Annotated in this window: 21 protein-coding genes; 8 read left to right on the top strand and 13 right to left on the bottom strand. The window is 64.4% G+C overall.

The genetic code is table 11. The features are described from left to right. Positions 1-195: 195 nt before the first annotated feature. Together N4T19_RS00725 and N4T19_RS00720 are read right to left on the bottom strand one after the other, a co-directional pair. Positions 196-792: an RBBP9/YdeN family alpha/beta hydrolase gene (locus N4T19_RS00725; RefSeq protein ID WP_260719187.1), complete on the bottom strand. Its 597-nt coding sequence runs from the start codon at positions 790-792 to the stop codon at positions 196-198. A gap of 180 nt (positions 793-972) precedes the next feature. Beyond that, a complete protein-coding gene (locus N4T19_RS00720) occupies positions 973-1,899 on the bottom strand; it encodes a LysR family transcriptional regulator (protein WP_021025134.1) in 927 nt (308 codons plus the stop codon). Between the two features lie 191 nt (positions 1,900-2,090). Between N4T19_RS00720 and N4T19_RS00715 the strand changes: the two genes are divergently transcribed. From N4T19_RS00715 to N4T19_RS00705, 3 genes are all read left to right on the top strand, one after another. After that, complete coding sequence (locus N4T19_RS00715) at positions 2,091-2,726, top strand: FMN-dependent NADH-azoreductase (RefSeq protein ID WP_116925022.1); 636 nt, start codon at positions 2,091-2,093, stop codon at positions 2,724-2,726. A gap of 235 nt (positions 2,727-2,961) precedes the next feature. Further along, positions 2,962-3,840, top strand: a complete 879-nt coding sequence (locus tag N4T19_RS00710) for a DMT family transporter (RefSeq protein WP_116925021.1) — start codon at positions 2,962-2,964, stop codon at positions 3,838-3,840. 332 nt (positions 3,841-4,172) lie between these two features. Continuing rightward, positions 4,173-4,886 carry a Crp/Fnr family transcriptional regulator gene (locus N4T19_RS00705; protein ID WP_021025131.1) on the top strand — a complete coding sequence of 238 codons (714 nt, stop codon included), beginning with the start codon at positions 4,173-4,175 and terminating at the stop codon, positions 4,884-4,886. Between the two features lie 184 nt (positions 4,887-5,070). Here N4T19_RS00705 and rnhA read toward each other — a convergent pair whose 3' ends face one another. Together rnhA and N4T19_RS00695 are read right to left on the bottom strand one after the other, a co-directional pair. Then, positions 5,071-5,520, bottom strand: a complete 450-nt coding sequence (gene rnhA / locus N4T19_RS00700) for a ribonuclease HI (protein ID WP_116925247.1) — start codon at positions 5,518-5,520, stop codon at positions 5,071-5,073. Positions 5,521-5,626: 106 nt separating this feature from the next. Beyond that, the gene (locus N4T19_RS00695) at positions 5,627-6,490 is read right to left on the bottom strand and encodes a class I SAM-dependent methyltransferase (protein WP_260719186.1); all 864 of its coding nucleotides are present in this window, start codon (positions 6,488-6,490) and stop codon (positions 5,627-5,629) included. Here N4T19_RS00695 and gloB point away from each other — a divergent pair. From gloB to N4T19_RS00680, 3 genes are all read left to right on the top strand, one after another. Then, entirely contained in the window at positions 6,489-7,262 is a 774-nt protein-coding gene (gene gloB / locus N4T19_RS00690; protein WP_260719185.1) for a hydroxyacylglutathione hydrolase, read from the top strand. The genes N4T19_RS00695 and gloB overlap by 2 nt on opposite strands. Beyond that, a complete protein-coding gene (locus N4T19_RS00685; RefSeq protein ID WP_116925018.1) occupies positions 7,262-8,809 on the top strand; it encodes a transglycosylase SLT domain-containing protein in 1,548 nt (515 codons plus the stop codon). Before gloB ends, N4T19_RS00685 begins: the two co-directional genes overlap by 1 nt. 113 nt (positions 8,810-8,922) lie before the next feature. Then, positions 8,923-9,246: a tetratricopeptide repeat protein gene (locus N4T19_RS00680; protein WP_260719184.1), complete on the top strand. Its 324-nt coding sequence runs from the start codon at positions 8,923-8,925 to the stop codon at positions 9,244-9,246. Positions 9,247-9,349: 103 nt separating this feature from the next. On the opposite strand, the gene gsiD is transcribed toward N4T19_RS00680, so the two are convergent. From gsiD to N4T19_RS00640, 8 genes are all read right to left on the bottom strand, one after another. Then, positions 9,350-10,312: a glutathione ABC transporter permease GsiD gene (gene gsiD, locus N4T19_RS00675; protein ID WP_260719183.1), complete on the bottom strand. Its 963-nt coding sequence runs from the start codon at positions 10,310-10,312 to the stop codon at positions 9,350-9,352. Between the two features lie 15 nt (positions 10,313-10,327). After that, positions 10,328-11,248 (bottom strand): glutathione ABC transporter permease GsiC, encoded by a 921-nt coding sequence (gsiC, locus tag N4T19_RS00670; protein ID WP_116925015.1) that lies wholly within the window; start codon positions 11,246-11,248, stop codon positions 10,328-10,330. Between the two features lie 3 nt (positions 11,249-11,251). Continuing rightward, complete coding sequence (gsiB, locus tag N4T19_RS00665) at positions 11,252-12,784, bottom strand: glutathione ABC transporter substrate-binding protein GsiB (RefSeq protein WP_260719182.1); 1,533 nt, start codon at positions 12,782-12,784, stop codon at positions 11,252-11,254. Between the two features lie 101 nt (positions 12,785-12,885). Beyond that, positions 12,886-14,790 (bottom strand): dipeptide ABC transporter ATP-binding protein, encoded by a 1,905-nt coding sequence (locus N4T19_RS00660; RefSeq protein ID WP_260719181.1) that lies wholly within the window; start codon positions 14,788-14,790, stop codon positions 12,886-12,888. A gap of 328 nt (positions 14,791-15,118) precedes the next feature. Then, on the bottom strand, positions 15,119-16,138 hold the full coding sequence (locus N4T19_RS00655) for an isoaspartyl peptidase/L-asparaginase family protein (RefSeq protein ID WP_116925012.1): 1,020 nt from the start codon (positions 16,136-16,138) through the stop codon (positions 15,119-15,121). A 53-nt stretch (positions 16,139-16,191) separates the two neighbouring features. Beyond that, positions 16,192-17,073: an alpha/beta fold hydrolase gene (locus tag N4T19_RS00650; protein WP_260719180.1), complete on the bottom strand. Its 882-nt coding sequence runs from the start codon at positions 17,071-17,073 to the stop codon at positions 16,192-16,194. 8 nt (positions 17,074-17,081) lie between these two features. Next, on the bottom strand, positions 17,082-17,543 hold the full coding sequence (aroQ, locus tag N4T19_RS00645; RefSeq protein WP_260719179.1) for a type II 3-dehydroquinate dehydratase: 462 nt from the start codon (positions 17,541-17,543) through the stop codon (positions 17,082-17,084). A 156-nt stretch (positions 17,544-17,699) separates the two neighbouring features. After that, on the bottom strand, positions 17,700-18,047 hold the full coding sequence (locus N4T19_RS00640; protein ID WP_027010469.1) for a hypothetical protein: 348 nt from the start codon (positions 18,045-18,047) through the stop codon (positions 17,700-17,702). 207 nt (positions 18,048-18,254) lie between these two features. Here N4T19_RS00640 and N4T19_RS00635 point away from each other — a divergent pair, with 207 nt between their 5' ends. Beyond that, positions 18,255-20,072 (top strand): glutamine--tRNA ligase/YqeY domain fusion protein, encoded by a 1,818-nt coding sequence (locus N4T19_RS00635; protein ID WP_260719178.1) that lies wholly within the window; start codon positions 18,255-18,257, stop codon positions 20,070-20,072. 77 nt (positions 20,073-20,149) lie between these two features. Here N4T19_RS00635 and N4T19_RS00630 read toward each other — a convergent pair whose 3' ends face one another. After that, on the bottom strand, positions 20,150-21,796 hold the full coding sequence (locus N4T19_RS00630; protein WP_260719177.1) for an acyl-CoA synthetase: 1,647 nt from the start codon (positions 21,794-21,796) through the stop codon (positions 20,150-20,152). Positions 21,797-21,932: 136 nt separating this feature from the next. Between N4T19_RS00630 and dnaG the strand changes: the two genes are divergently transcribed. Next, positions 21,933-23,996: a DNA primase gene (gene dnaG, locus N4T19_RS00625; RefSeq protein WP_232539571.1), complete on the top strand. Its 2,064-nt coding sequence runs from the start codon at positions 21,933-21,935 to the stop codon at positions 23,994-23,996. Positions 23,997-24,180: the final 184 nt, after the last annotated feature.

Below are 24,180 nucleotides of genomic sequence, written 5' to 3'. Positions count from 1 at the left end.
ACAAATTACCGACATTGAGGCACTCAATTTAAGGCAATATAAGCCTATTGATTCAACCGAACCCCTCCTTGGCCAGCATTCGTTGCTGGCATTTTTTTGCCCGCAGCAAAAGTGCAGGCAGCGCGAAGACCGCCTGCACGAACCGTGCAGAGATGCCAGATATGGACGCGGAAAAAGAGATCAGGCAGGAGCGAATCAGGCCGCTTGCGCTTGCACCGGCGCCAACGATGCCAAGGCACCCAGCAAGGCCCAGCCCAGCGGCCATTCGCCATGGCCCGATTCCACATTGATATGGCCGGCCGAAGGCACGCGCACAAAGGTGCTGCCCCAGCTTTTGGCATAGGCGCTGGCCATGCGGATCGGACAATAGGGGTCGTTGCTGCTGGCAGCCACAATGCTGGCAAAGGGCAGCGGGTTCGCGGGCACGGGTGTGAAGTCTTCAAACAGCGCGCGGCGCTCCGGATCGGCCGGCGCCACCAGCAAGGCCCCGGCAATGCTGCCGCGTTGCTGGTTGCCTAGTTGCTCGACCGCATGCACGCTGGTGATGCAGCCCAGCGAATGGGCCACCAGGATGACCGGGTGCGGCGCGGCCTCAATGGCCTCCTGCACACTGGCTACCCAGGGGCTGCGGTGCGGTTGCAACCAGTCCTCCTGCTCCACGCGCAAGGCGCCGGCAATCCGTTCAGCCCACAGGCTTTGCCAATGGCCGGGGCCGGAGTTGCGCCAGCCCGGCACGATCACCACCGAGACCTGCGCACCCGTCTCGGCTTCTCCACGCCACCCCGGCTGCACAGGCCGCTGGCCATTACGCTGTGCGACCGCAATGGCCGCAGGGCGTGGCGGGGGGGAGGGATTGATCGTGACAAGACAGGCACCGGACATGCATGCATTGTCAAAGCAGGCTTTTAGATCAACAACGACTATTTTTTAGTATTGTTATTTCTAAAATTAATATGAAGCAGCGCCAGGCATTCAGGTCCCATCGGTTTGGCCAATGCGCTGCAACGGCAGGTTCTCGCCCATGAAGTCCAGAAACGCGCGCTGCGCTGGCGCCATATTGCGGCGCGAGACAAAGGCCGCATGCAAGATGCCTTCGGGGATGCTCCAGCCGGCCAGCAGCTCGACCAGGTCGCCATTGGCGACCTCATCGCGCACCATGGCCGCGGGCATCCAGCAGGCGCCAATGCCGTCGAGCACGGCATATTTCAGCGTCACCAGGTCATCAGCCACATAGCGAGCCTGGTGGTGGATGGTCACATGCTCGCCTTCGGGGCCCACCAGCTGCAAGGTGCTGTTGCCATCGGCACTGGTCAGCGACATCGTCGGGATCTTGCTGCCCAGGTCCTGCGGGGTCTGCGGCACGCCATGCACGGCCAGCAGCTCGGGGCTGGCCACCAGGCGCTGGCGCGTCATGCCCAGGCGTTTGACGACCAGGCTGCCGCTGTCATTGAGGTTGGCACGCACCCGCAGCGCCACATCAATGCCCTCTTCGATCAGGTTGATGGTGCGGTTGGTCACCAGCATCTCGATGCGCACCTTGGCATAGGTACGCAAAAAGGCCGGCAGCAGCTTGCCCACCGCGCCCTGGGCCAGGGTGACAGGGCAGGACACGCGCACCGTGCCCGAGGGCTCGCGCTGGGTCTGCTCCATCTCGGCCTGCGCATTCTGCGCCGCCTCGCGCGCTGTTTGCGCATGGCGCAAAAAGGTCTCACCGGCATCGGTCAACGACAGCCTTCGCGTCGTGCGCTGCAGCAGCCGCACGCCCAGCTGCGCCTCCAGATCGGCAATGCGGCGCGACAGGCGCGACTTGGGCACCCCCAGCGCGCGGCCCGCCGCAGCAAAGCCGCCGCGCTCGACCACTTCGGCAAAGTAGTACATGTCGTTGAGGTCGTATTTCATCGTGAGAGGCAGCGTTAGCGCGGTCTGCGCGGGCACAGGCGGCAAAAAAGTCTGCCCATCATAGTTCTAAAAATAGAACAATCCAACCCAATTCCAGCGCTCAATCGGGCCCGCCAGCAGTGACAGAATTCAGCCATTGGCAAAAATGCTGCGACTGCAGCAAAAGCCGTCACCTGATTGAAGGACTGACCATGAAACTGCTGCATATCGATTCGTCCATCCTGGGCGCCAACTCCGTCTCCCGCCAACTCAGCGCCGAAGCCGTCAAGGCCTGGGTTGCGGTGCATCCCAACACCCAGGTCGAGTACCTGGACCTGGCCGTCAACACCCCACCCCACCTGGGCGCTGACGCACTGGGCTTTCGCACCGGCCAGGAAGCCAAGACCGAAGCCGAGCGCGAGCAAAATGCGATCTCCGAGGCCCTCGTGAGCCAGCTGCTCGAAGCCGATGTGCTGGTCATCGGCGCGCCTTTGTACAACTTCAGCATCCCCACCCAGCTGCGCAGCTGGATTGACCGTGTGCTGCAAAGCGGCCGCACCTTCCGCTACACCGCCAACGGCCCAGAAGGCCTGGCCGGTGGCAAGAAGGTGATCGTGGTCGAATCGCGCGGCGGCATCTACTCGACCAGTGAAGGCGGCCGTGCGATGGAGCACCAGGAAACCTACCTGCAAACCATCTTCGGCTTTATCGGCATCACCGATGTGCACTTTGCCCGCGCCGAAGGCCTGGCCATGGGCCCTGAAGCCCGCGCCGCTGCCATCAGCAAGGCCCAAGCCGAGATCGCCCAGGCCGTGGCCACGCCGATGCAGCAGGCCGTCGCGGCCTGATTGCCGCGCACCTGAACAGCAGGAGGCCGGGAGCCCAACGCCCCCTCCGACTGCGGCCTGGCACCCACCACCCAGTGCCGAGCTTTATCGCCGATCTGAAGAAGAGCCTTCCGATCGGCTTTTTTGCGTCTGCATGACAAGGCAAGCCACTGAATCAGCCTATTGATGCGGCGACTGAAAAGTGCTCAACCCGTGGTTACAATCGGCCGCCTCTGCTGCGCTAAAACTGCCTCCCATGAGCCAACTCGGTATCGCCTTGCATGTCTGCGGGCTGTGGATTCTCTCTAGCCTGGACGCCAGCGGCAAGCTGCTGGTCCTGGCGGGGGTGCCGGTGCTGATGGTGGCCTGGTTCCGTTATGTCGGCCATGTGGTGCTGATGGGGGTGTTTGTGCTGCCCAAGCGGGGGCTGGGGCTGTTTCGCACGCAGTCGCTGTCGCGCCAGGTCCAGCGCTCGGTGCTGATGATTGCCACCACCTTGCTGTTCTTCCATGTGCTGAGCATGGTGCCACTGGCCGAGGGCACGGCGATGAACTTCATGGCGCCGCTGTTGGTGATGGGGCTGGCGCCCTGGCTGCTGGGCGAGCGCCCGGGTTGGCACCGCTGGGCGGGCGTGCTGCTGGGCTTTGTCGGCATGCTGGTGGTCATCCGCCCGGGCGGGCAGCTGTCCACCGAAGGGGCCATCTGGGGCGTGGTGACGGCCAGCACCTTTGCGCTGTTCCAGATCAGCACGCGCCGCGTGGCGGCAGACGACCCGCTCACCAGCAACCTCTACGGGGGCCTGTTTGGTGCACTGGTACTGAGCGCCTTGCTGCCCTTTTTCTGGAAGCAGCTCGATCTGACGGTGTGGCAATGGCTGCTGCTGGCCTCCACCGGCCTGTCCGGCTTTGTCGGTCACTGGCTGCAGATCACTGCCTACAGCAAGACCAGTGCGACCTTGCTGGCGCCGTTCAACTACCTGCAAATCGTCTCGGCCACCACCTTGGGCTGGTTGATTTTTGGCCAGTTGCCCGATGCGGCGACGGCTGCCGGCATGGCCTTGATCTGCTGCGCGGGCCTGGGTGTGGTGCTGGTGGAAGTGTGGCAACAGCGCCTGCGCCAGCGCCTGTCAGCCTAAAAAGCCAGCGGAAACAAGAGGGAAAGCGCGCAGAGCCTCTGCCCAATACCCCAGCATTTAAGACCAGCTTCACCATTGAAGAAGTACCCCTTCGTCATTCGCGCACACCGGGGAAACCCAAATATCAAATTGATAGCGATATATGCAAACCCAATGAGCATATAGCGCCTATTCCTTGCTGCTGCTCAGGTTGCAAAAACGGACAACTTGGATTGCCGCACGCCTGAGGGGCTCGGGTGACAATTAACAATTTGGCGGCAATGCTATACATTCGGTGATGACCGTCGCACAAGCGACAAAATTCATAATTCCAGTCACCGAGACGACATGCCATGGACGATCCAATCCTGACCCCCGAAGAGCGCGAAGCCATCAACACAGGGCGCTGGTTCAGCACCCTCTCGCCGACTTTGCGCCATGACATTCTGCGCTGTGCCTATGTCAAGCGTTTCAAGGATGGCGGGTTGATCTTCTCCCGTGGCGATGAGCCCGAAGAGTGGGTGTCCGTGGCCCGGGGCTCGGCCCGCGTGAGTTCGGCGTCGCTCACGGGCAAGCAGATCACCTTGACCTATGTCGAGCCAGGCACCTGGTTTGGCGATGTGGGCCTGTTCGATGACGACAGCCGCACCCATGATGTCTATGCCCATGGCGAGACCACGCTGGTCTGCGTCAGCAAGGCCGACTTCCAGCGCATCTTGCAGACGCATGTGGAGTTCTACCAGGCGCTGGCACGCATGCATGCGCGCCGCATCCGCAGCCTCTACGGCATGGTGGAAGACCTCAACACCTTGCCGCTGCGCGCGCGCCTGGCCAAGCAGCTGCTGCACCTCTCGCGCAGCTACGGCGTGCCCGGCAAGGAAAGCAGCGAAACCCGCATCGGCCTGCAACTGGCCCAAGAAGAGCTGGCCCAGTTGCTGGGCGCCTCGCGACAGCGGGTGAACCAGGAGCTCAAATCGATGGAGCGCGAGTCCTCCATCCGCATCGAGCCCTCGGGCCTGACGGTGCGTGACAGCAATGCGCTGCGCCGCATCGCCGCTTCCGAGTAAAAAGATGCGCATTCGCCCACCACCCGCACTGGCTGGTGGGCCTTGTACAGCACGGGCGCAACGCCCGGCTTAAAACACCCCGTAGCGGTAGGCCACATACAAAGCGGCCAGCACACCGACCACTGCCAAAATCCCCATGATGCGTCCCATAGCTCGCGCTCCCTGGTTGTATTGCTAAATTGCCTCAGCCTCGGCCCAGCGCCATCGCCACACCCCGGTTGGCCAGTGCGTCTGCGCGCTCATTGCCTGGGTCGCCGGCATGGCCCTTGACCCAGTGCCAGGTGATGCGGTGCTCGCCGCCATGCACCAGTGCATCGAGGCGCTGCCACAGATCGACATTCTTGACTGGCTCCTTGCTGGCCGTGCGCCAACCCTTGGCCTTCCAGCCAGAGATCCATTCAGTGATGCCTTTGCGAACGTACTGGCTGTCCAGATACAGCTGCACATCACAGGGGCGCTTCAAGGCTTCGAGCGCCTGGATCACCGCCATCAGCTCCATGCGGTTGTTGGTCGTGCCCAGCTCGCCACCAAACAGCTCCTTTTGCGCAGTGCCAGCGCTGAGCAAAGCGCCCCAGCCGCCAGGGCCAGGGTTGCCCTTGCAGGCACCGTCCGTATAAATCACCACTTGGTTCACACCCACTCCTTGGCACTTGCCGCGATTACAGAGGGCCACTATAAGCGCATTTGCTGGCTATTTTTGGGCCCCTGTGCGCGGCGGACTGCAGCCGCTTACGGCCGTGTCATTCCACACGGCGCTGCGTTTCGCTCAGCCGCTCACGGGCGGCCACCGCAGGGCGCGCCACGCCACTGGGCGCCGCTGCCTTCCACGGTGCGGCCAATTTGTGCACGCTGGGCATTTTTTTCACCGCCTCGGCAAAATACACGCCGCCCAGTACCGGCCAGGCCGTAGGCCCGACCCTGTCCATCCATTCCCAGCGGCGCAGCCAGGCATCGCTGCGCATCGCAGGGCGAAAGCAGCCAAAGCTGGCGCTTTGCAGCTCCAGCCCCAGTAGCTTGAGCCAGTCGCGCAAACGCCCGTAGCCGATCAGGTTGTGGTCATCGGGCATCGGCGGGAGCTTTTGCAGTCCCGGAATGCGGCGGCTCCAGGTGTGCATGCCCCAGAGGCTGGCCGGGTTGATGCCGCTGATCAGCACCCGGCCTTCGGGCACCAGCACACGGGCCACCTCGCGCAGCACCGCATGGGGGTCGGCGCTCAGCTCCAAGGTATGGGGCAGCAGCACCAGGTCCAGGGTATCGGGGCCAAAGGGCAGTGCATGGGCATCACACAGCAAGCTCGCGGTGACAGGCTCTGTCCGCGTTGCGGGCAGACCCGGCTCGCTTTGTAAAGGCAGTGCAAAGCTCTGTACATCTGCCAGGCGGCTTTGTTGCCACTGCGCGGCCTGCTCGGTCGAGTCGAGCGCGAGCCAACGATGGGGCGTGCGATTGTTGCGCAGCCCCTGCAGCGGGAAAAGCCCGATCTGCAGGCTATGGAAGCCAAAAATATCGGCCACGGCATCGTCGTAACATGTTTGCTCCCAAGACAGCATGTAGCTGCCCAGCGGCGTCTGCCACCAATTTTGCGTGCCTATAATTTGGTCATTCATGCATCTGTTACCTCTGCCCGCTTTCAACGACAACTACATCTGGCTGCTGCACGACGGACAGCGCGCGCTGGTCGTCGACCCAGGCCAGGCTGCGCCCGCGCTGGACGCGCTGCGCCGCCTGGGTCTGCAGCTGCAAGCCATTGTAGTGACCCACCACCATGGCGACCATACCGGCGGCGTGGCCGAGCTGCGCGAGGCCACTGGCGCTCGTGTGTACGGCCCGGCCACCGAGGACATTCCCCAGCCTTGCCAGCCCATGCAGGGCGGCAACACGCTGGAGCTGCTGGGCCTGCAGTGGCAGGTGATCGATGTGCCCGGCCATACCGCCGGGCATATCGCTTATTACTGCGCCGATGTGGCCGGGCAGCCGGTGCTGTTCTGTGGCGATACCTTGTTCTCAGGCGGCTGCGGCCGCCTTTTTGAAGGCACACCCGCGCAGATGCATGCATCGCTGTCGGCGCTCGCTGCGCTGCCCGCCCAAACGCGGGTCTGCGCCGCCCATGAGTACACGCTGTCCAACCTGCGCTTTGCGCAGGCAGTGGAGCCCCACAACCCGGACATCGCCCGCTACCTGGCGCACTGCGAGCAGCTGCGTGAGCGCGGCGCGCCCACCTTGCCCGCGCAACTTGGCAACGAGCTGCGCATCAACCCTTTCCTGCGCTGCAGCCTGGCCACCGTGGCCCGCGCTGCGCAGCAGTTTGATCCCTCCACCCCTGGCAGCGACCCGGTCGCCGTTTTTGCCGCGCTGCGTCGCTGGAAGAACCAATTCTGATGAAGTATCTGTACCTGTGGAGCCTCAGCGCCCTGCTCGCCCTGACTGGCTGCGCCACGACCGAGACCGGCGGCCCGCCCACCGCAGCAGGCGATGCACCGAAGATCAGCTCGGTACCGCACACCCCCAACTACCCCAGCGGCCCCTTGAGCCCCATCAATGCGGCCAGCCTGCAGGGCAATGGCGCCGTCACCAGCTTGGCCGTGCCCGATGATCTCTGGGACCGCATCCGCCGGGGCTTTGCGATGCCCGATCTGGAAAACGACCTGGTGGGCAACCAGGAGCAGTGGTATTCCAGCCGCCCCGATTACATACAGCGCATGACCCAGCGCTCCTCCAAGTACATGTTCCACATCGTCGAGGAGCTCGAGCGCCGGGGCATGCCCACCGAGCTGGCCCTGCTGCCCTACATCGAGAGCGCCTACAACCCGCAGGCGGTCTCCAGCGCCAAGGCGGCCGGTATGTGGCAGTTCATGCCCGCCACCGGCACCTATTTCGACCTCAAGCAGAACATGTTCCGCGACGACCGGCGCGACGTGCTGGCCTCGACCCGCGCGGCGCTGGACTACCTGCAAAAGCTCTACAACATGTTTGGCGACTGGCACCTGGCACTGGCCGCCTACAACTGGGGCGAAGGCAGCGTGGGCCGCGCCATTGCACGCAACCAAAAGCAGGGCCTGGGCGGCGCCTACACCGACCTGAGCATGCCCGATGAGACGCGCAACTACGTGCCCAAGCTGCAGGCGGTCAAGAACATCATTGCCCACCCCGAGCGCTTCCAGGCCGAGCTGCCGCTCATCGAGAACCACCCCTACTTCCAGGCCGTGACCCTGGACCGTGACATCGACACCGCCCAGGTAGCCGAGATGGCCGGCGTCACGATGGATGAGTTGAAGTCGCTCAACCCCTCGTTCAACCGCCCGGTGATCTTCAAGGCCGGCACGCCCCAGGTGCTGCTGCCCTGGGACAACGCCAATGTGTTCCGCCGCAACCTGCAGGCCCATGAAAAAGGCCAGTACGCGAGCTGGACGGTCTGGACCGTGCCCAGCACCATGACCGTGGCCACGGCCGCTGGCATGGTCGGCATGAGCGAGAACGACCTGCGCGCGGTCAACAATATTCCGCCGCGCATGATGGTCAAGGGCGGCTCGTCGCTGATGGTGCCGCGCTCGGCCGCTGTCAAGCAGGATGTCTCCAGCCACCTGGCCGACAACGCCCACATCGCGCTGACCCCGGAAGTGGTCACCCGCCGCACCACCGTCAAAGCCCGCAAGGGCGACACCGTCGCGCGCGTGGCCCAGCGCTACCGCGTCACCGCCGCACAGGTGGCCGACTGGAACGATATCGGCGTCAAGAGCGCCTTCAAGGTGGGCCACCAGGTCGTTTTGTACATGCCTGTGCGCGTAGGCGCAGCACCCGCCCCCAGCGGCGGCCATGCAGCCCGTGGCAGCCGCAGCAGCAACGCCAAAAAGCCCGCGGTGCGGCAGACGGCCACCAAGAAGGCCCCGTCCAAGCGCAGCACCAGCACCACGAAGAAAAAGCGCTGAGGCAGCCCGCGCCACGCCAGCAAAAGACGCTCCCCGGAGCGTCTTTTTTTATGCGCACAGACTTTGCGGACAAAGGCCTCGCACTATGCTGGGCGCAACACAGAGGAGATGGCATGCGCGAAGGATTGGAAAAACTGCTGGCCAAGGGGCAAGACAGCGCGGTGCTGCGCTTTGGCCTGGGCCAGGCCTGCTTGAAGGAAGAGGACTATGCGGCCGCCGCGCTGCACCTGGCGCAGGCCGTCGCCCAGAATCCGCAGTACTCGGCCGCCTGGAAGCTGCTGGGCAAGGCCCAGCTGGAATCGGGCGTGCCCGATGCCCGCATGCAAGCGCAGGCGAGCTGGCAGCAAGGCCTGCAGGTGGCGGAGCAGCACGGCGACACGCAGACCGTCAAGGAGCTCACGGTGTTCTTGAAACGCCTGCAAAAAGCCGCTGGCTGAGCAGCCTCAGCGGCAAGGACCACCGATAAAAAAACGGCAAGGCCGCCAAGGCGCTTGCCGTTTCTTTGTTTTACCTTGCTTGCACCCTGCCAGGTGCCGAAGGTCAGTTGTCCAGCTTGGGGTCCAGCGCATCGCGCAGGCCATCGCCCAGCAGGTTGAAGGCCAGCACGGTCACAAAGATCGCCAGGCTCGGGAACAGCGCCACATGCGGGGCATTGAGCATGTCGCTGCGCGCCTCGTTCAGCATCGCGCCCCACTCCGGCGTCGGCGGCTGCGCGCCCATGCCCAGAAAGGACAGGCTGGCGGCCGTGATGATCGAGGTGCCGATACGCATCGTCAGGTAGACGACCACCGACGAGACGGTGCCCGGCAGCAGGTGGCGCAGCATGATGACCCGGTCGGGCGCGCCGATGGAGCGCACCGCCTCGATATAGGTCTGCTGCTTGAGCGCCAGCACATTGCCGCGCACCAGGCGGGCAAAAGCGGGCACGCTGAACACGGCGACGGCCATGATCACATTGATCATGCCGTTGCCCAGGATGGCAACGATACCGATGGCCAGCAAGATGCCGGGGAAAGCGAACAGCACGTCGGACATGCGCATCACGCAGCGGTCCCACCAACCTTCGTAATAGCCGGCCAGCAACCCCAGGATGGCACCGATCACCGCGCCGATGGCGACCGACACAAAACCCGCCGCCAGCGAGATGCGCGCGCCCACCAGGATGCGGCTGAAGATGTCGCGGCCCAGCGAATCGACACCAAACCAATGCTTGGCCGTGGGGGGCGAATTCAGCGCGTCGTAGTCGAAGAAGTTCTCGGCATCGTAGGGCACGATCCAGGGCGCCAGGACGGCCACCAGCACCAGTGCGATGATGAAGACGCCAGCAAACAAGGCCAGCTTCTGGCGTTTGAACTTGCGCCAGAACTCGGCCATCGGCGTGCGCATGCGCGTCGATGCGGCCGGGTTGGCAGGCAGGGACGGCGCAGCAGCGCCGGCGGTAGAGACCGTGTGGGCCGCCGCCACAGCGCGGTCGGCAGATTCAGGAGCGTTCGGAGTAGTCATGGCCAAAGCACCTGCTTAGCGGTAACGGATGGTGGGGTTGATCCAGGCATAAAGCAGGTCGACCACCAGATTGATCAGGATGAATTCCAGCGAGAACAGCAGCACCAGGGCCTGGATGATGGGGTAGTCGCGCATCTCGACGGCGTCGACCAGCAAGCGGCCCATGCCCGGCCAGTTGAACACCACCTCGACAACGATGGAGCCGCCCAGCAAAAAGCCGAACTGCAGACCCATCATGGTCACCACCGGAATCATCGCATTGCGCAGGCCATGCTTGATGACGACCACGGTCTCCTTCAAGCCCTTGGCACGCGCGGTGCGCACATAGTCCTCTTTGAGGATGTCGATGAAGGAGCTGCGGGTAAAGCGCGCCATCACGGCCGCCACGGCTGCGCCCAGGGTCAGCGACGGCAGCACATAGTGCTTCCAGCTGTCCGCACCCACGGTGGGCAGCCAACCGAGCTTGACCGAGAAATACTGCATCAGCAGCATGCCCAGCGCAAACGACGGGAACGAGATGCCCGACACCGCCAGGGTCATGCCCAGCCGGTCAGGCCACTGGTTGCGCCAGACGGCCGAGACAATGCCCAAAAACATGCCCAGCACCACCGACCAGGCCATGGCCATCACGGTGAGCCAGAAGGTCGGGCCAAAGCGCTCGGCAATCTCTTGCGAGACCGGGCGCTTGGTCCGGATGGATTTTCCAAAATCGCCCTGCAACGCATTGCTAAAGAAACGCACGAACTGCTGGTGCAGGGGCAGGTCCAGCCCCAGGTCCTTGCGGACCAGTTCGATCGTCTCCGGGCCGGCTTCGGGGCCAGCAGCCAGGCGCGCGGGGTCACCGGGCAGCATGTGCACGAAACCGAACACCAGCACCGCCACGATGAGCAGTGTCGGTATCAGCCCGAGCAAGCGTTTGAGCAGGTAGCGATACATGGATTACTTCAGGTCCAGGTCAACAAAGTTGAAGTTGCCGTCAGGGATGACGTAGAAGCCAGACAGGTTCTTGGCACGCACAGACACCAGTTGCTCGGTGTTCAGGAAGATCCAGGGCGCATCCTTCCAGATCTTTTGCTGGGCATCGGCGTAGATCTTGCCGCGTGCCGCGGTGTCGGTGGTCACCAGCGCCTTGGCAATGTCGGCATTGACTTCGGCGTTGTTGTAGTAGGCGGTGTTAAAGCCCCGTGGAGGCGCGCTCTCACCGGCCAGCAGCGGACGCATCGCCCAGTCTGCCTCGCCGGTGGACGAGGACCAACCCACGTAGTACATGCGCACTGCGGCCTTGGCTGGATCCTGCACCGATTCCACTTCAGCGACGCGCTGGCCCGCTTCGAGCGCACGCACCGTCACCTTCACCCCCACCTGCGCGAGTTGCTGCTGGGCAAACTGGATGACCTTCTGGGCGGTGGAGTGGTTGTAGGCCGACCACAGGGTGCTCTCAAAGCCATTGGGGTAGCCGGCTTCCTTCAGCAAGGCCTTGGCCTTGGCAGGATCGTAGGGCCAGGGGCCCAGCTTGGTGGCAAATTCCACGCCCTTGGGCAGCACGCCTTCGGCAGGAATGGCCGAGCCGGCAAACGCCACCTTGGACAGCGCTTCCTTGTTGATCGCGTAGTTCAGCGCCTCACGCACCTTGGGGTTGTCAAACGGCTTTTGCGTCACATTCATCGAGATGTAGCGATGGATGATGGACGGGGCCTTGGTGACTTCCAGGCTTGGCTTCTTTTCCAGATTGGCCACGGCTTCGGGTGGCACCGGGAACGCGAAATGCGCTTCGTTGGTCTGCATCATCGAGGCACGGGTGTTGTTGTCCACCACTGGGCGCCAGGTGATCGAATCGACCTTGGGCAGGCCCTTTTGCCAGTAACCATCAAACTTGGCAACCTTCATGTAGTCGGATGGCTTCCACTCGACAAACTTGAAGGGGCCCGTGCCCACGGGGTGCTGCACGATGTCCTTGCCATACTGCTTGAGCGCAGCGGGCGAGATGATCACGCCCGAGGGGTGGGCGAGCGAGTTGACGAAAGGCGCAAACGGCTCCTTGAGCGTGAACTTGGCGGTGAGATCGTCCACCGCTTCGATCTTGGAGATGTTCTTGTACAGGTTGTAGCGCTTGAGCTTGTTGTCCGGGTTGATCACGCGCTCGAAGGTCTGCTTGACCGCTTCTGCGTTGAAGGGCGTGCCGTCGTGGAACTTCACGCCGCTGCGCAGCTTGAAGGTGTAGACCAGGCCGTCCTTGCTCACCTCAAAACCGGTGGCCAGCACGGGGACCATCTTCATGTCCTTGTCGAAGCCGTACAGGCCTTCGTAGAAGGACTTGGCCACGGCCTGCGACAAGGTGTCGTTGGCGTCATAGGGGTCGGTGGTCGTGAAGGTGGAAGCCACCGCTACCACCACGTCCTTGGCCGCATGGGCCGAAAACGCAGTACCCGCCAGCAGCATGGCGGCGGCGATCGAAGTCAAACGTCGTTGCATATCAACTCTCCTCTTCAGGTTTTGCATCGGCTGGCCCACCACGGCGGCGACCAGACCCACTACATTCTTGGCGTTACTCAGCTTGGCAATCCTGCGCGGGCTCAAGCCGGCTGCAGATCCTGCACCTGGCCGGCGGGCACCGCGGGCTGCGGCATCTCTTGGGCCACCCAGTGGCCCGGGCCCACCTCGCGCATCGGCAGCACGCGCGGCGGGTCGTCCACCCCGCGCACGGGGCTGGGGATCTCGGCCACATTCAAGGTGTGCTGGCGGCGCTGCGTGGGGTCGGCAATCGGCACGGCCGCCATCAGGCGCTTGGTATAGGGGTGCTGCGGGTTCTCGAACACCGCGCGGCGCGGCCCGATCTCGACGATCTGGCCCAGGTACATGACGGCCACGCGGTGGCTGACGCGCTCGACCACGGCCATATCGTGCGAGATGAACAAAAAGGCAATGCCAAACTCCCGCTGCAGGTCCATCATCAGGTTGATGATCTGCGCGCGGATCGACACATCGAGCGCAGAGACCGCTTCATCGGCAATCACCACCTTGGGGTTCAGGGCCAGCGCGCGGGCAATGGCGATGCGCTGGCGCTGGCCGCCCGAGAATTCATGCGGGTAGCGGTTAGCGGCAACCGGGGGCAGGCCGACCTTCTCCAGCAGCCACTCCACCTTTTTCTCGGCCTGCTCGCGCGGCAGCAGCTTGTGGATCAGCATGGGCTCCAGAATGCTGTAGCCCACGGTCAGGCGCGGATCGAGCGAGGCAAACGGGTCCTGGAAAATGAACTGGATATCACGGCGCAGCGCCTGCAGCTGCGCGCCTTGCAGCTTGGCAATATCGCGCCCGGCCACCTGCACATCGCCGGACTGGAAATCGATCAAACGGGCCAGCGCGCGGCCCGTGGTGGATTTGCCGCAACCGGATTCGCCCACCACCGCCAAGGTCTCGCCCGGCTGCAGGCTCAGGCTCACCTGCTCGACCGCATAGACCTGGCGCTTGACGCCGCCAAACAGGCCTTCCTTGATCGGAAAACGCGTGACGAGCTTGTTAACCTGCAGCACCGGCTCACCGGCTTGCACGGTCGATGTCTCGGGCGCAGTGGTCTCGGCCTGCGCGCTCTGGCCCAGCAGACTGAAGCGCTCGGGCAAATCCTTGCCGCGCATGGCGCCCAGCTGCGGCACGGCGGCCAGCAGGTTGCGGGTATAGGTCTGCTGCGGGTTGGCAAACAGCTGCACGCAGTCCTGCTCTTCGACCTTGTCGCCGCGGTACATCACCAACACGCGGTCGGCCACCTCGGCCACCACGCCCATATCGTGGGTGATGAAGATCACCCCCATGGACATCTCGCGCTGCAGCTCCTGCACCAGCGCCAGAATCTGGGCCTGGATGGTCACATCCAGCGCCGTCGTCGGTTCATCGGCAATCAGCAGCGAGGGCTTGCAGGACAGCGCCATCGCGATCATCACGCGCTGGCGCATGCCGCCAGACAGCTGGTGCGGGTGGCGCGTGAGCACATTGCGGGCCTCGGGAATGCGCACCAGCTCCATCATGCGCAGCGCCTCGGCCATCGCGGCGCTGTTGGGCTTGCCCTGGTGCAAGCGAATCGATTCGGCAATCTGCTCGCCCACGGTGAACACCGGGTTGAGCGAGGTCATCGGCTCCTGGAACACCATCGCCATATCGGCCCCGCGCACCTGGCGCATCTGGGCGGAGGTGGCCTTGGCCAGGTCGATCGTGCCGGCATGGCGGCCGCGCAGCAGCATCGAGCCGCTGTCGATCTGGCCCCCGCCGGTCTCCACCAGCCGCATCAGCGCCAGCGACGTGACCGACTTGCCCGAGCCCGACTCGCCCACCACTGCCAGGGTCTGGCCGGCGTAGACATCGAGGTTCAGGTTTTTGACCACCTGCACCCGCCCCTGCTCGGTCTTGAAGCTCACGGACAGATCGCGCACCTGCAAAACGGGCGGCGTCAGGTCATCGTGGACGGGAGTAGAACTGGGGTTGGACATAGGTAGAAGGGGCAGTGCGGGGCTTCGCGAAGAAGGCACAAGCCGTAAAGCAGGACAGGCACCCGGGTTGGGACAAATCCTTGAGAAAAATCCCCGTGTTGGCAAGAACACTGAGGCATAGATATTCACCTGGGTGACAGTGTTTGCAATTGTAGAAAGCCGGGGGGCGGGTTTGGAGGCAAAACGGCCTATGGTTTTCACCTACGCAATTGCCGCAGAGGCGCGCACCATCGTGGTGCGGCGGCTTGCCCGTTGCAGGCAAGCCACCCCGTCATCGCCGGGGTCGGGTCAGGGCCCGTTGGTGGCCCCCTGCCTCAGCGATGCACGATCACGCTGGAGCCAAGGCGTCGTTGGCATAAATGGCCACGAGCGCCTCGCCATCGATGCCGATCTGGCCCCGGTACATGCCTTCGGAGTTGAAGCACAGCGAGACTTCGCCATCGGCGCCCACCGCAATCAGGCCGCCGTCGCCGCCCAGCGGTGGCAGCACGCGGTGGATGACCTCGGCCGTGGCCTGGGCCACCGACTCGCCCAGCAGCTCCACGCGCGCGGCCACCGTGTGGGCGGCCGAGCCCCGGATAAAGGCCTCGCCCACGCCGGTGCAGGACACAGCCACCACGCCATGCTTGGCATAGGTGCCCGCGCCCACCACGGGCGAGTCACCGACGCGCCCGGGCTTTTTGTTGGTCAGGCCACCGGTCGAGGTGGCGGCAGCCAGCTGGCCATGCACATCCAGCACCACCGCACCGACGGTGCCCATCTTCTTGCGCTCATCGAGCGGCGCGGCCTGGGTCTGGGTCTGGCTTTGCGCGGTGTGGTCCAGCGCCACCTGCTCGCGGCCGGAGGCCAGCGCTGCGGCCTGCACCGTGCGCAGCTGGGTCAGGCGCTGCTCGGTCGAGAACCAGTCGCGCGCCACCATCTCGCAGCCCTGGGCCTGGGCAAAGCGCTCGGCCGCTTCGCCAATCATGAACACGGGCCCGCCCGCCTCCATCAGCGCCAAGGCGGCACGCACCGGGTTGCGCACGGTGCTGACCCCGGCGAGCGAGCCGCAGGCCAGGTCGCGCCCGCGCATCACACAGGCATCCATCTCATGCGTGGCGTCGGCCGTGAACACGGCGCCGCGCCCGGCGTTGAACAGCGGGCATTCTTCGAGCAGGCGCACGGCCTCCACGGCCACGGCTTCGGCAGGGGCACCGGCGGCCAGTTTTTGCTGCGCGCCTTGCAGCACATCGCGCAAGGCCTCCCGGTAGGCCTGATGCTGCGCGGGGGTGATGGAGGCGCGGGTGATGGTGCCGGCGCCGCCATGGATGGCGATCACGGGGCGAAAGGAGGAGGTAGAGATGGTCATAGTGCTTGGGCCGCTCGCGTCGTTGCGCGGCCAGCCGGTTCCAGGTGGTTCAATCAGGAAGAGAGCAGCGGCAGCAGCGTGGCGATAAAGGCCTCGGGCTGCTCATACTGCACCCAATGGCCGCTGTCGGGCAGCCGCACAAAGGCCTGCAGATGGGGCGTGACCGCGCGGTATTGGTGCTCCAGCGCGGGCATATAGCTTTTGTACAGGGCGTCATAGACGCCATAGATCGCAGCGACCGGGCAGGCGATCTGCGGCAACGACTGCGCCAGGATATCGGTGTTGGCCAGGCGCCGGCGCGGCAGGCGGTCCCGCACGACATTGTGCTGGTGCACGGCCAGGGCCTGGTCGTCGATCTTGGCGGCATCCCAGAGCATCAACGCACCCAGGTTGTAGCGGTGCATCTCCAGCTGCTCGGCAGGGTCGCTCAGATGGCGCCAGCCCTTCAAGCTGAACTGCTTCTCCGGCACCACGCCCATGGCAGGGGCCCCCACCAGCACCAGGCGCTCGACCGCCTGCGGGTAGGCGGCGGTCAGCATGGCCGCCGTCATACCGCCAAAGGAGAAACCCATCAGCTGGCAAGGCAGCAGATCCAGCTGCGCCATGCCGGCATGCAAGGGCGCGAGCATCGCATCGGCGTCGGTACCCACCGCTGGCGGGTCGGAGTCGCCAAAGCCCGGCAGATCGGGCAGCCAGAGTTCATAGCCTTGGGCGAGCAGCGCATCGATATTGCGGATCCAGTGGGTCCAGCTGCCGCTGCCGCCATGGAGCATCACCAAGGGCAGCGTGCCAGGTCGGCGCTCGCCCCAGCTATGCCAGACCACAGTCTGGCCTTCAAAAACAGTGGTCCGCCGTGTCGCCTGGGCCAACAGCGTCTCGTAGAGCGCCGGCAGCGGCAGCAAGCCCGCAGTGCGGGTGTCCAGAACATCCGACATCGCAACGCTCACGCGGTCTGTCCGAGCAGTACCTGGGCCACCGCATCGATCGCAATGCTGTAGCCCTGCACCCCCAGGCCGCAGATGACCGCCTTGGCCACCGGCGCAATATAGGAATGGTGGCGGAAGGCCTCGCGGGCATGGACGTTGCTGATATGCAGCTCGATCACCGGCAGCGCCGCGCCCTTGATCGCATCCATCAAGGCCACGCTGGTGTGGGTGTAGGCCGCGGCATTGAGCACCACGCCGGCCAGTTGGCCCTCGCGCTGCAGCTGGCCCGCCTCGTGCAGCCAGTCGATCAACGCGCCTTCATGGTTGCTCTGGTGAAAACGCAGCGCCAGCTGGTTGCGGGCGGCCGCCTGGGCACACAGCTGCTCGACATCGGCCAAGGTGTGGGCACCATAGATGGTGGGCTCGCGCAGGCCCAGCAGGTTCAGGTTCGGGCCGTTCAGTACAAAAACAGTTTTCATCTCAGCTTCCACAACGGACAACAGCTGTGGATTATCCGAGCATTCGGCGCCCCAGCGCACAGCCCAAGCGACAGCTGGGCGGTTGGGCCCCCCGGCAAGCACCCATAAAAAAGCCCTGGCGGGCCAGGGCATCGGTTGCGCAAGCTGCCATGCAGCTCAATAGCGGTAGTAATCGCGGTCGTGGCGATGGTGGCGGTAGTAGCGGCCGGGAGGTGGGCCGTAGTACACGGGCGCTGGGCGGTACACGGGTGCGGGGCGGTAGACCACGGCAGGGGGTGGCGGCGCCACATAGACCGGCTGGGGTGCATACACAGGGGGAGGCGCCACATAGACGGGCTGGGGTGCGTACACCGGCGCGGGGGCCACGTACACCGGTGCGGGCACGTTGATACCCACCGACCAGGACACCCGGCTGGCATGGGCGCCAGCGCTCATCAGCGCCAAGCCAGTCAGCACCGCAGCGGCGGCCCAGCGAGAGCCTTGTTTCAGCATCGAATTGCGCATATTGATCTCCTTGCGAGAATCCCTGAAAAATGTCATTGAACTTTCAACGCGGCAAGCAGGCAGAAAGATACCAAAGGCTCTGCAAATTATGGTTTCAAGACAAGATATCCTGTTGCAAAGCGTAAATGGCATGCCCAAGTTCGGGTCAGAGCCCCAGAAACCGCAATACGTTCCAGCCATCAGGGTACTCCCTTAGAATACACAACTATGAATGCACCTGCCCCGAGCGCTTCGCACAACGGTAGTGACGAAGTGGTCAAACCCACCAATTTCCTGCGACAAATCATCGAGTCCGATCTCGAAAAAGGCAGCTACGCCCAGCGCCACTGGGGTGGTACGCCTGGCGATGCCCAGCACCACCAGCAGGGCCCCATCGACCAGGCCAAGATCCGCACCCGCTTTCCGCCTGAGCCCAACGGCTACCTGCACGTGGGCCACGCCAAGTCGATCTGCCTGAACTTTGGTCTCGCACGCGACTTTGGCGGCGTCTGCCACCTGCGCTTTGACGACACCAACCCGGAAAAGGAAGACCAGGAGTATGTGGACGGCATCATCGATGCCGTGCGCTGGCTGGGCTTTGACTGGAAGGACCCGAGCGGCGAGCAAAACCTCTACTACGCCAGCAACTACTTCGACTTCATGTACCGTTGCGCGGTCTACCTGATCGAGCAAGGCCTGGCCTATGTCGACGAGCAGTCGGCCGACGAGATGCGCGCCAACCGGGGCGACTTCACGCGCCCGGGCGTCAACAGCCCGTTCCGCGACCGCAGCGTGGCCGAGAACCTCGAGCGCTTTGCCGACATGAAGGATGGCAAGCTGCCCGATGGCGCGGCCGTGCTGCGCGCCAAGATCGACATGACGGCGCCCAATATCAACCTGCGCGATCCTGCGATCTACCGGGTGCGCCATGCCGAGCACCACAATACCGGCAACCAATGGTGCATCTACCCGATGTACACCTTTGCGCACCCGATCGAGGACGCCTACGAGCACATCACCCACTCGATCTGCACCTTGGAGTTCGAGGACCAGCGCCCCTTCTACGACTGGTTGCTGGACCACCTGCGCAGCGGCGGCCTGATCGATGCGCCCCAGCCGCGCCAGTACGAATTCTCGCGCCTGAACCTGACCTATGTGATCACCAGCAAGCGCAAGCTCAAGCACCTGGTGGACAACCAATTGGTCAGCGGCTGGGACGACCCACGCATGCCCACCGTCGTCGGCCTGCGCCGCCGTGGCTACACGCCCGCGTCCATCCGCAATTTCTGCGAGCGCATTGGTGTCACCAAGGACTACGCCTGGATCGACTACGCCACCTTGGACGGCTGCCTGCGCGAAGACCTGGAGAACCAGGCCCACCGTGCGATGGTGGTGCTGGACCCGGTCAAGCTGGAGCTGAGCAACTGGGCCGAGGTGTTTGGCAGTGCCGAGCACCTCGAAGCCTGCAGCCTGCCCGCCCTGCCCCACCCGGCAGAAGGCCAGGCCGCGCCTGAGCGCCACTTCAGCCTGGGCCGCGAGGTCTGGATCGAGCGCGAAGATTTTGCCGAAGTGCCCCCCAAGGGCTACAAGCGCCTCTTCCCCGGCAACAAGGTGCGCCTCAAGGGCGGCTATGTGATCGAGTGCACCGGCTGCGAGAAGGATGCCGATGGCGTGATCACCAAGGTGCTGGCCACCGTGGTGCCCGACACCAAGAGCGGCACCCCTGGTGCGGACAGCGTCAAGGTCAAGGCCGCCATCACCTGGGTGGGCGTGGCCGATGGCGTGCAAGCCGAAGTGCGCCTCTATGACCGCCTGTTCACCGATCCGCAGCCCGATGCCGGCGGCAAGGACTTCCTGGCCCTGCTCAACCCGGATAGCCTCAAGGTCGTGACCGCCTATGTCGAGCCCTCGCTCAAGGCTGCGCAGCCCGATGACAAGTTCCAGTTCGAGCGCTTTGGCTACTTTGTGGCCGACCGCCATGACCACCGCAGCGACAAGCCGGTGTTCAACAAGATCACCGGTTTGAAGGATTCCTGGGGCAAGTAAGCGCCAGGCCTGATCCGCTGAACCCCAACTCGCCCCAGCAAGCTGCGGCGGGTTTTTTCATGGGTGTTCAGGCCGGATCAGCTGTCTATCGCGTCTGCAGACCCCGCCTGCTTGCGCAGCTCGAACTTCTGGATCTTGCCGGTGCTGGTCTTGGGCAGCTCGCCAAACACCACCGCACGCGGGATCTTGAAGCCGGCCAAATGCTTTTTGCAGTGGGCAACGATGTCCTCGGCGCTCACCTGGGCGCCAGGCTTGAGCTCGACAAAGGCGCAAGGCGTCTCGCCCCAGCGCGCATCGGGCTTGGCCACGACGGCCGCAGCCAGCACGGCGGGGTGGCGGTAGAGGACATCCTCGACCTCGATCGACGAGATGTTCTCGCCGCCCGAGATGATGATGTCCTTGCTGCGGTCCTTGATCTTGATATAGCCATCGGGGTCCTGCACCGCCAGGTCACCGGTGTGGAACCAGCCACCGCGAAACGCCTCCTGCGTGGCTTCGGGGTTTTTCAGGTAACCCTTCATCGCGATATTGCCGCGCAGCATGATCTCGCCCATGGTCTGGCCATCCTGCGGCACCGGCGCCAGCGTCTCCGGGTCGCGCACCTGGGCATCGCGCTGCAGGTGGTAGCGCAGGCCCTGGCGGGCGTTGAGACGGGCACGCTCACCCACATCCATGCCCTGCCAGTCGGGCTGCTGGGCGCAGACCATCACCGGGCCATAGACCTCCGTCAGCCCATAGACATGGGTCAGGTCAAAGCCCAGCTGCTCCATGCCCTCGATCATGGCCGCAGGCGGCGCAGCACCGGCCACCATGCATTTGACGCCAGCGGGCACGCCTTCCTTCAAGGCCGCCGGCGCATTGACCAGCAGGCTGTGCACAATCGGCGCGCCGCAGTAATGGCTCACGCCATGGTGCTTGATCGCCGCAAAAATGGCCTGTGCATCGACCCGGCGCAGGCAGACATTGACGCCGGCGCGCAGCGCCACCGTCCAGGGAAAGCACCAGCCATTGCAGTGGAACATCGGCAGGGTCCACAGGTAGACCGCAAACTTGGGCATGTCCCATTCCAGCACATTGCTGATGGCATTCACCGCCGCGCCCCGGTGGTGGTAGACAACGCCCTTGGGGTTGCCCGTGGTGCCGCTGGTGTAGTTGAGCGCAATCGCGTCCCACTCATCGCCGGGCAGCTGCCAGTCAAAACCGGCATCGCCCTGGGCCAGCAAGGCCTCGTAGCTGAGGTTCCCCAGCCGCTCGCTGGCCTCGCCGTAGAGCGCATCCTCCACATCCACCAGCAGGATGGGCGCCTGCGATTGGCGCAGCGCCAAGGCCTTGGCCACGACGCTGGCGTATTCCGGGTCCACGATCAGCGCCTTGGCCTCGCCATGCTCGAGCATGAAGGCAATCGTCTGCGGATCGAGCCGGGTGTTGAGGGTGTTGAGCACGGCCCCTGCCATCGGCACGCCAAAATGCGCCTCCACCATCGGCGGCGTGTTGGGCAGCATCACCGCCACCGTGTCGTTCTTGCCAATGCCATGCTGCTGCAAGGCGCTGGCCAGCTGGCGGCAGCGCGCATAGGTCTGCGCCCACGTCTGGCGCAGCTCGCCATGGATGATGGCGAGGCGCTCGGGGTAGACCTCGGCGCTGCGGGCGATAAAGCCCAGCGGGGTCATGGGGGTGTAGTTGGCCCCGTTTTGCTCGAGCCCGGTGTCAAAAATGCTGTTCATCAGTGCGTGTCTCCTCGGCAAACACTGTGCCACAAGCGGCTGACACGAACATTGCACGCTGTCACGTGACCGATAGCCGGGATTTGCCATTGACCCGGGGGCAGATTGGGGTGGCGCTGCGGCGGCGCAGCCCGGCATGCGCGACAATAGCCGGGTGTCCATCCCCCAGTCATTTATCCAGGAGCTGCTCTCCCGCGTCGACGTTGTCGATGTGGTCGGCCGCTATGTGCAGCTGAAAAAAGGCGGCGCCAACCTCATGGGGCTGTGCCCCTTCCATGGCGAGAAATCGCCCTCCTTCAGCGTCAGCCCCTCCAAGCAGTTCTACCACTGCTTTGGCTGCGGCAAAAACGGCAATGCCATCGGTTTTCTGATGGATCACACCGGCATGGGCTTTCGCGAAGCGGTGACCGACCTGGCCCAGAGCGTGGGCCTGCCGGTGCCCGAGGACGATGTCTCGCCTCAGCAGCGCGAGCGCGCGGCGCAGGCGCGCGAAAAGCAGGCCTCGCTCACCGACCTGCTCGAAAAAGCGGGTGACGCCTACCGCAAGCAGCTGTCGCAGTCGCCCAAGGCTATTGCCTACCTTAAAGGCCGGGGCGTCAGCGGCGTCACCGCCAAGCGCTTTGGCCTGGGCTATGCGCCCGAGGGCTGGCGCAGCCTGGCGAGTATCTTCCCCGCCTATGACGATCCCAAGCTGGTCGAAGCGGGCCTGGTGATTGAATCGGACGACGGCGAAGGCAAGCGCTACGACCGCTTTCGCGACCGGGTGATGTTCCCCATCCGCAATATCAAGGGCGAATGCATCGGCTTTGGCGGCCGTGTGTTTGGCGATGAAAAGCCCAAATACCTGAACTCGCCCGAAACCCCGGTCTTCCACAAGGGCCGCGAGCTCTATGGCCTGTTTGAGGCCCGCACCGCCATCCGCGAGCATGGCTATGTGCTGGTGACCGAGGGCTATATGGATGTCGTGGCGTTGGCCCAACTCGGCTTTCCGAATGCGGTGGCCACCCTGGGCACCGCCTGCACGCCCGACCATGTGCACAAGCTGTTCCGCTTTACCGACACCGTCGTCTTCAGCTTTGACGGCGATGCCGCCGGCCGCCGCGCGGCCCGCAAGGCGCTCGATGGCGCGCTGGCCTATGCCAGCGACACCCGTAGCATCAAGTTTCTCTTCTTGCCCGCCGAGCACGACCCGGACAGCTTTGTGCGCGAATATGGCGCCGACGCCTTTGCCCGCCATGTGCATGACGCCACGCCGCTGTCGCGCTTCTTGCTCGAAGCGGCCAGCGAGCTGTGCGACCTGGGCCAGGCCGAAGGCCGGGCCCGCATGTCCAGCAACGCCCGCCCGCTGTGGAACCTGCTGCCCGATGGCGCCCTCAAGCGCCAGTTGCTCGGTGAGATCGCCGACAAGGCCCAGTTGCCCGCCGCCGAGCTGGAAGGCCTGTGGCAAAAGGCCACTGCGCAAGAGCAGGCGCGCCAAAGCGGCGCTGGCCAGGCTGCGGCCAGCAGCGGCCCGCGCCACGCGCCCTCCTGGGATGCCCCGCCGGTGGGCGCTGACAGCATGCCCGCCTATGGCGATGCGCCGCCCTGGGGCAGCGACACGGCCATGGACCGCTACCCCGGCCAGCGCAACGACAGCTTTGGCGAGCCGCGCGGCGCCCATGGCAGCGGCAACGGCTACACCAAGCGAAGTGGCGAGTGGCGCCCCGGCCAGGGGGGCCGCAAAGGCGGCTGGCAGCCCCGCCCCGAGCCGCAACCGCCAATGCCCAGCGTAGCGGTGACCCGCGAAGACCAGGCCGCGCGCCTGCTGCTGTCGCACATGGCATTTTTGGAGAATTTCTCGCCCGAAGACGCCGCCACCCTTGCCCAGCTGCCCGCCCCCCATGGGCCGCTGTTCGCCTGGGTCGAGCAGCAGTTCCTCAGCCACGGCGCCCAGTCCTGGGCCGTGCTGCGCGAGCACCTGCGAGGCCATGCGGTCGAGGCCTTTGCCACCGCGCTGATGCGGGGCCAGCATGCCCAGATTGATGGCCCGCTCGATGAGATCCGCGCCGAGCTGCGCGACTCCCTCAGCCGCATCGTGCTCGACCAGCTCGAGGAGCAAAACCGCCAGCTGGTTACCCAGGCCTCCGATCCGCAGGCGCTGCGCCGCTACCAGAGCAATTTCCACCGCATCGGCCTGCTCAAGCGCCAGGTCAATAAATAGGCGCGGCTCCAAATTGCCAGGGGGCATATAAAAATATTTGCCCCGATTGCCGTACAGGCCCTTGACATTGGCCAAAAAGGTATAATATTTGACACATCGGCAAGAGCGACAGCAGCACCTCCGGACCGGGCCCGTATGAAGAATCATGCGATTTGCCACCAGCGCAAGTGCCCAAAATACCGCA

The organism is Comamonas squillarum (assembly GCF_025309455.1).
In the GTDB taxonomy this organism is placed as follows: Bacteria; Pseudomonadota; Gammaproteobacteria; order Burkholderiales; family Burkholderiaceae_C; genus Comamonas; species Comamonas squillarum.
This window is presented reverse-complemented; position numbering and strand designations above follow the sequence as displayed.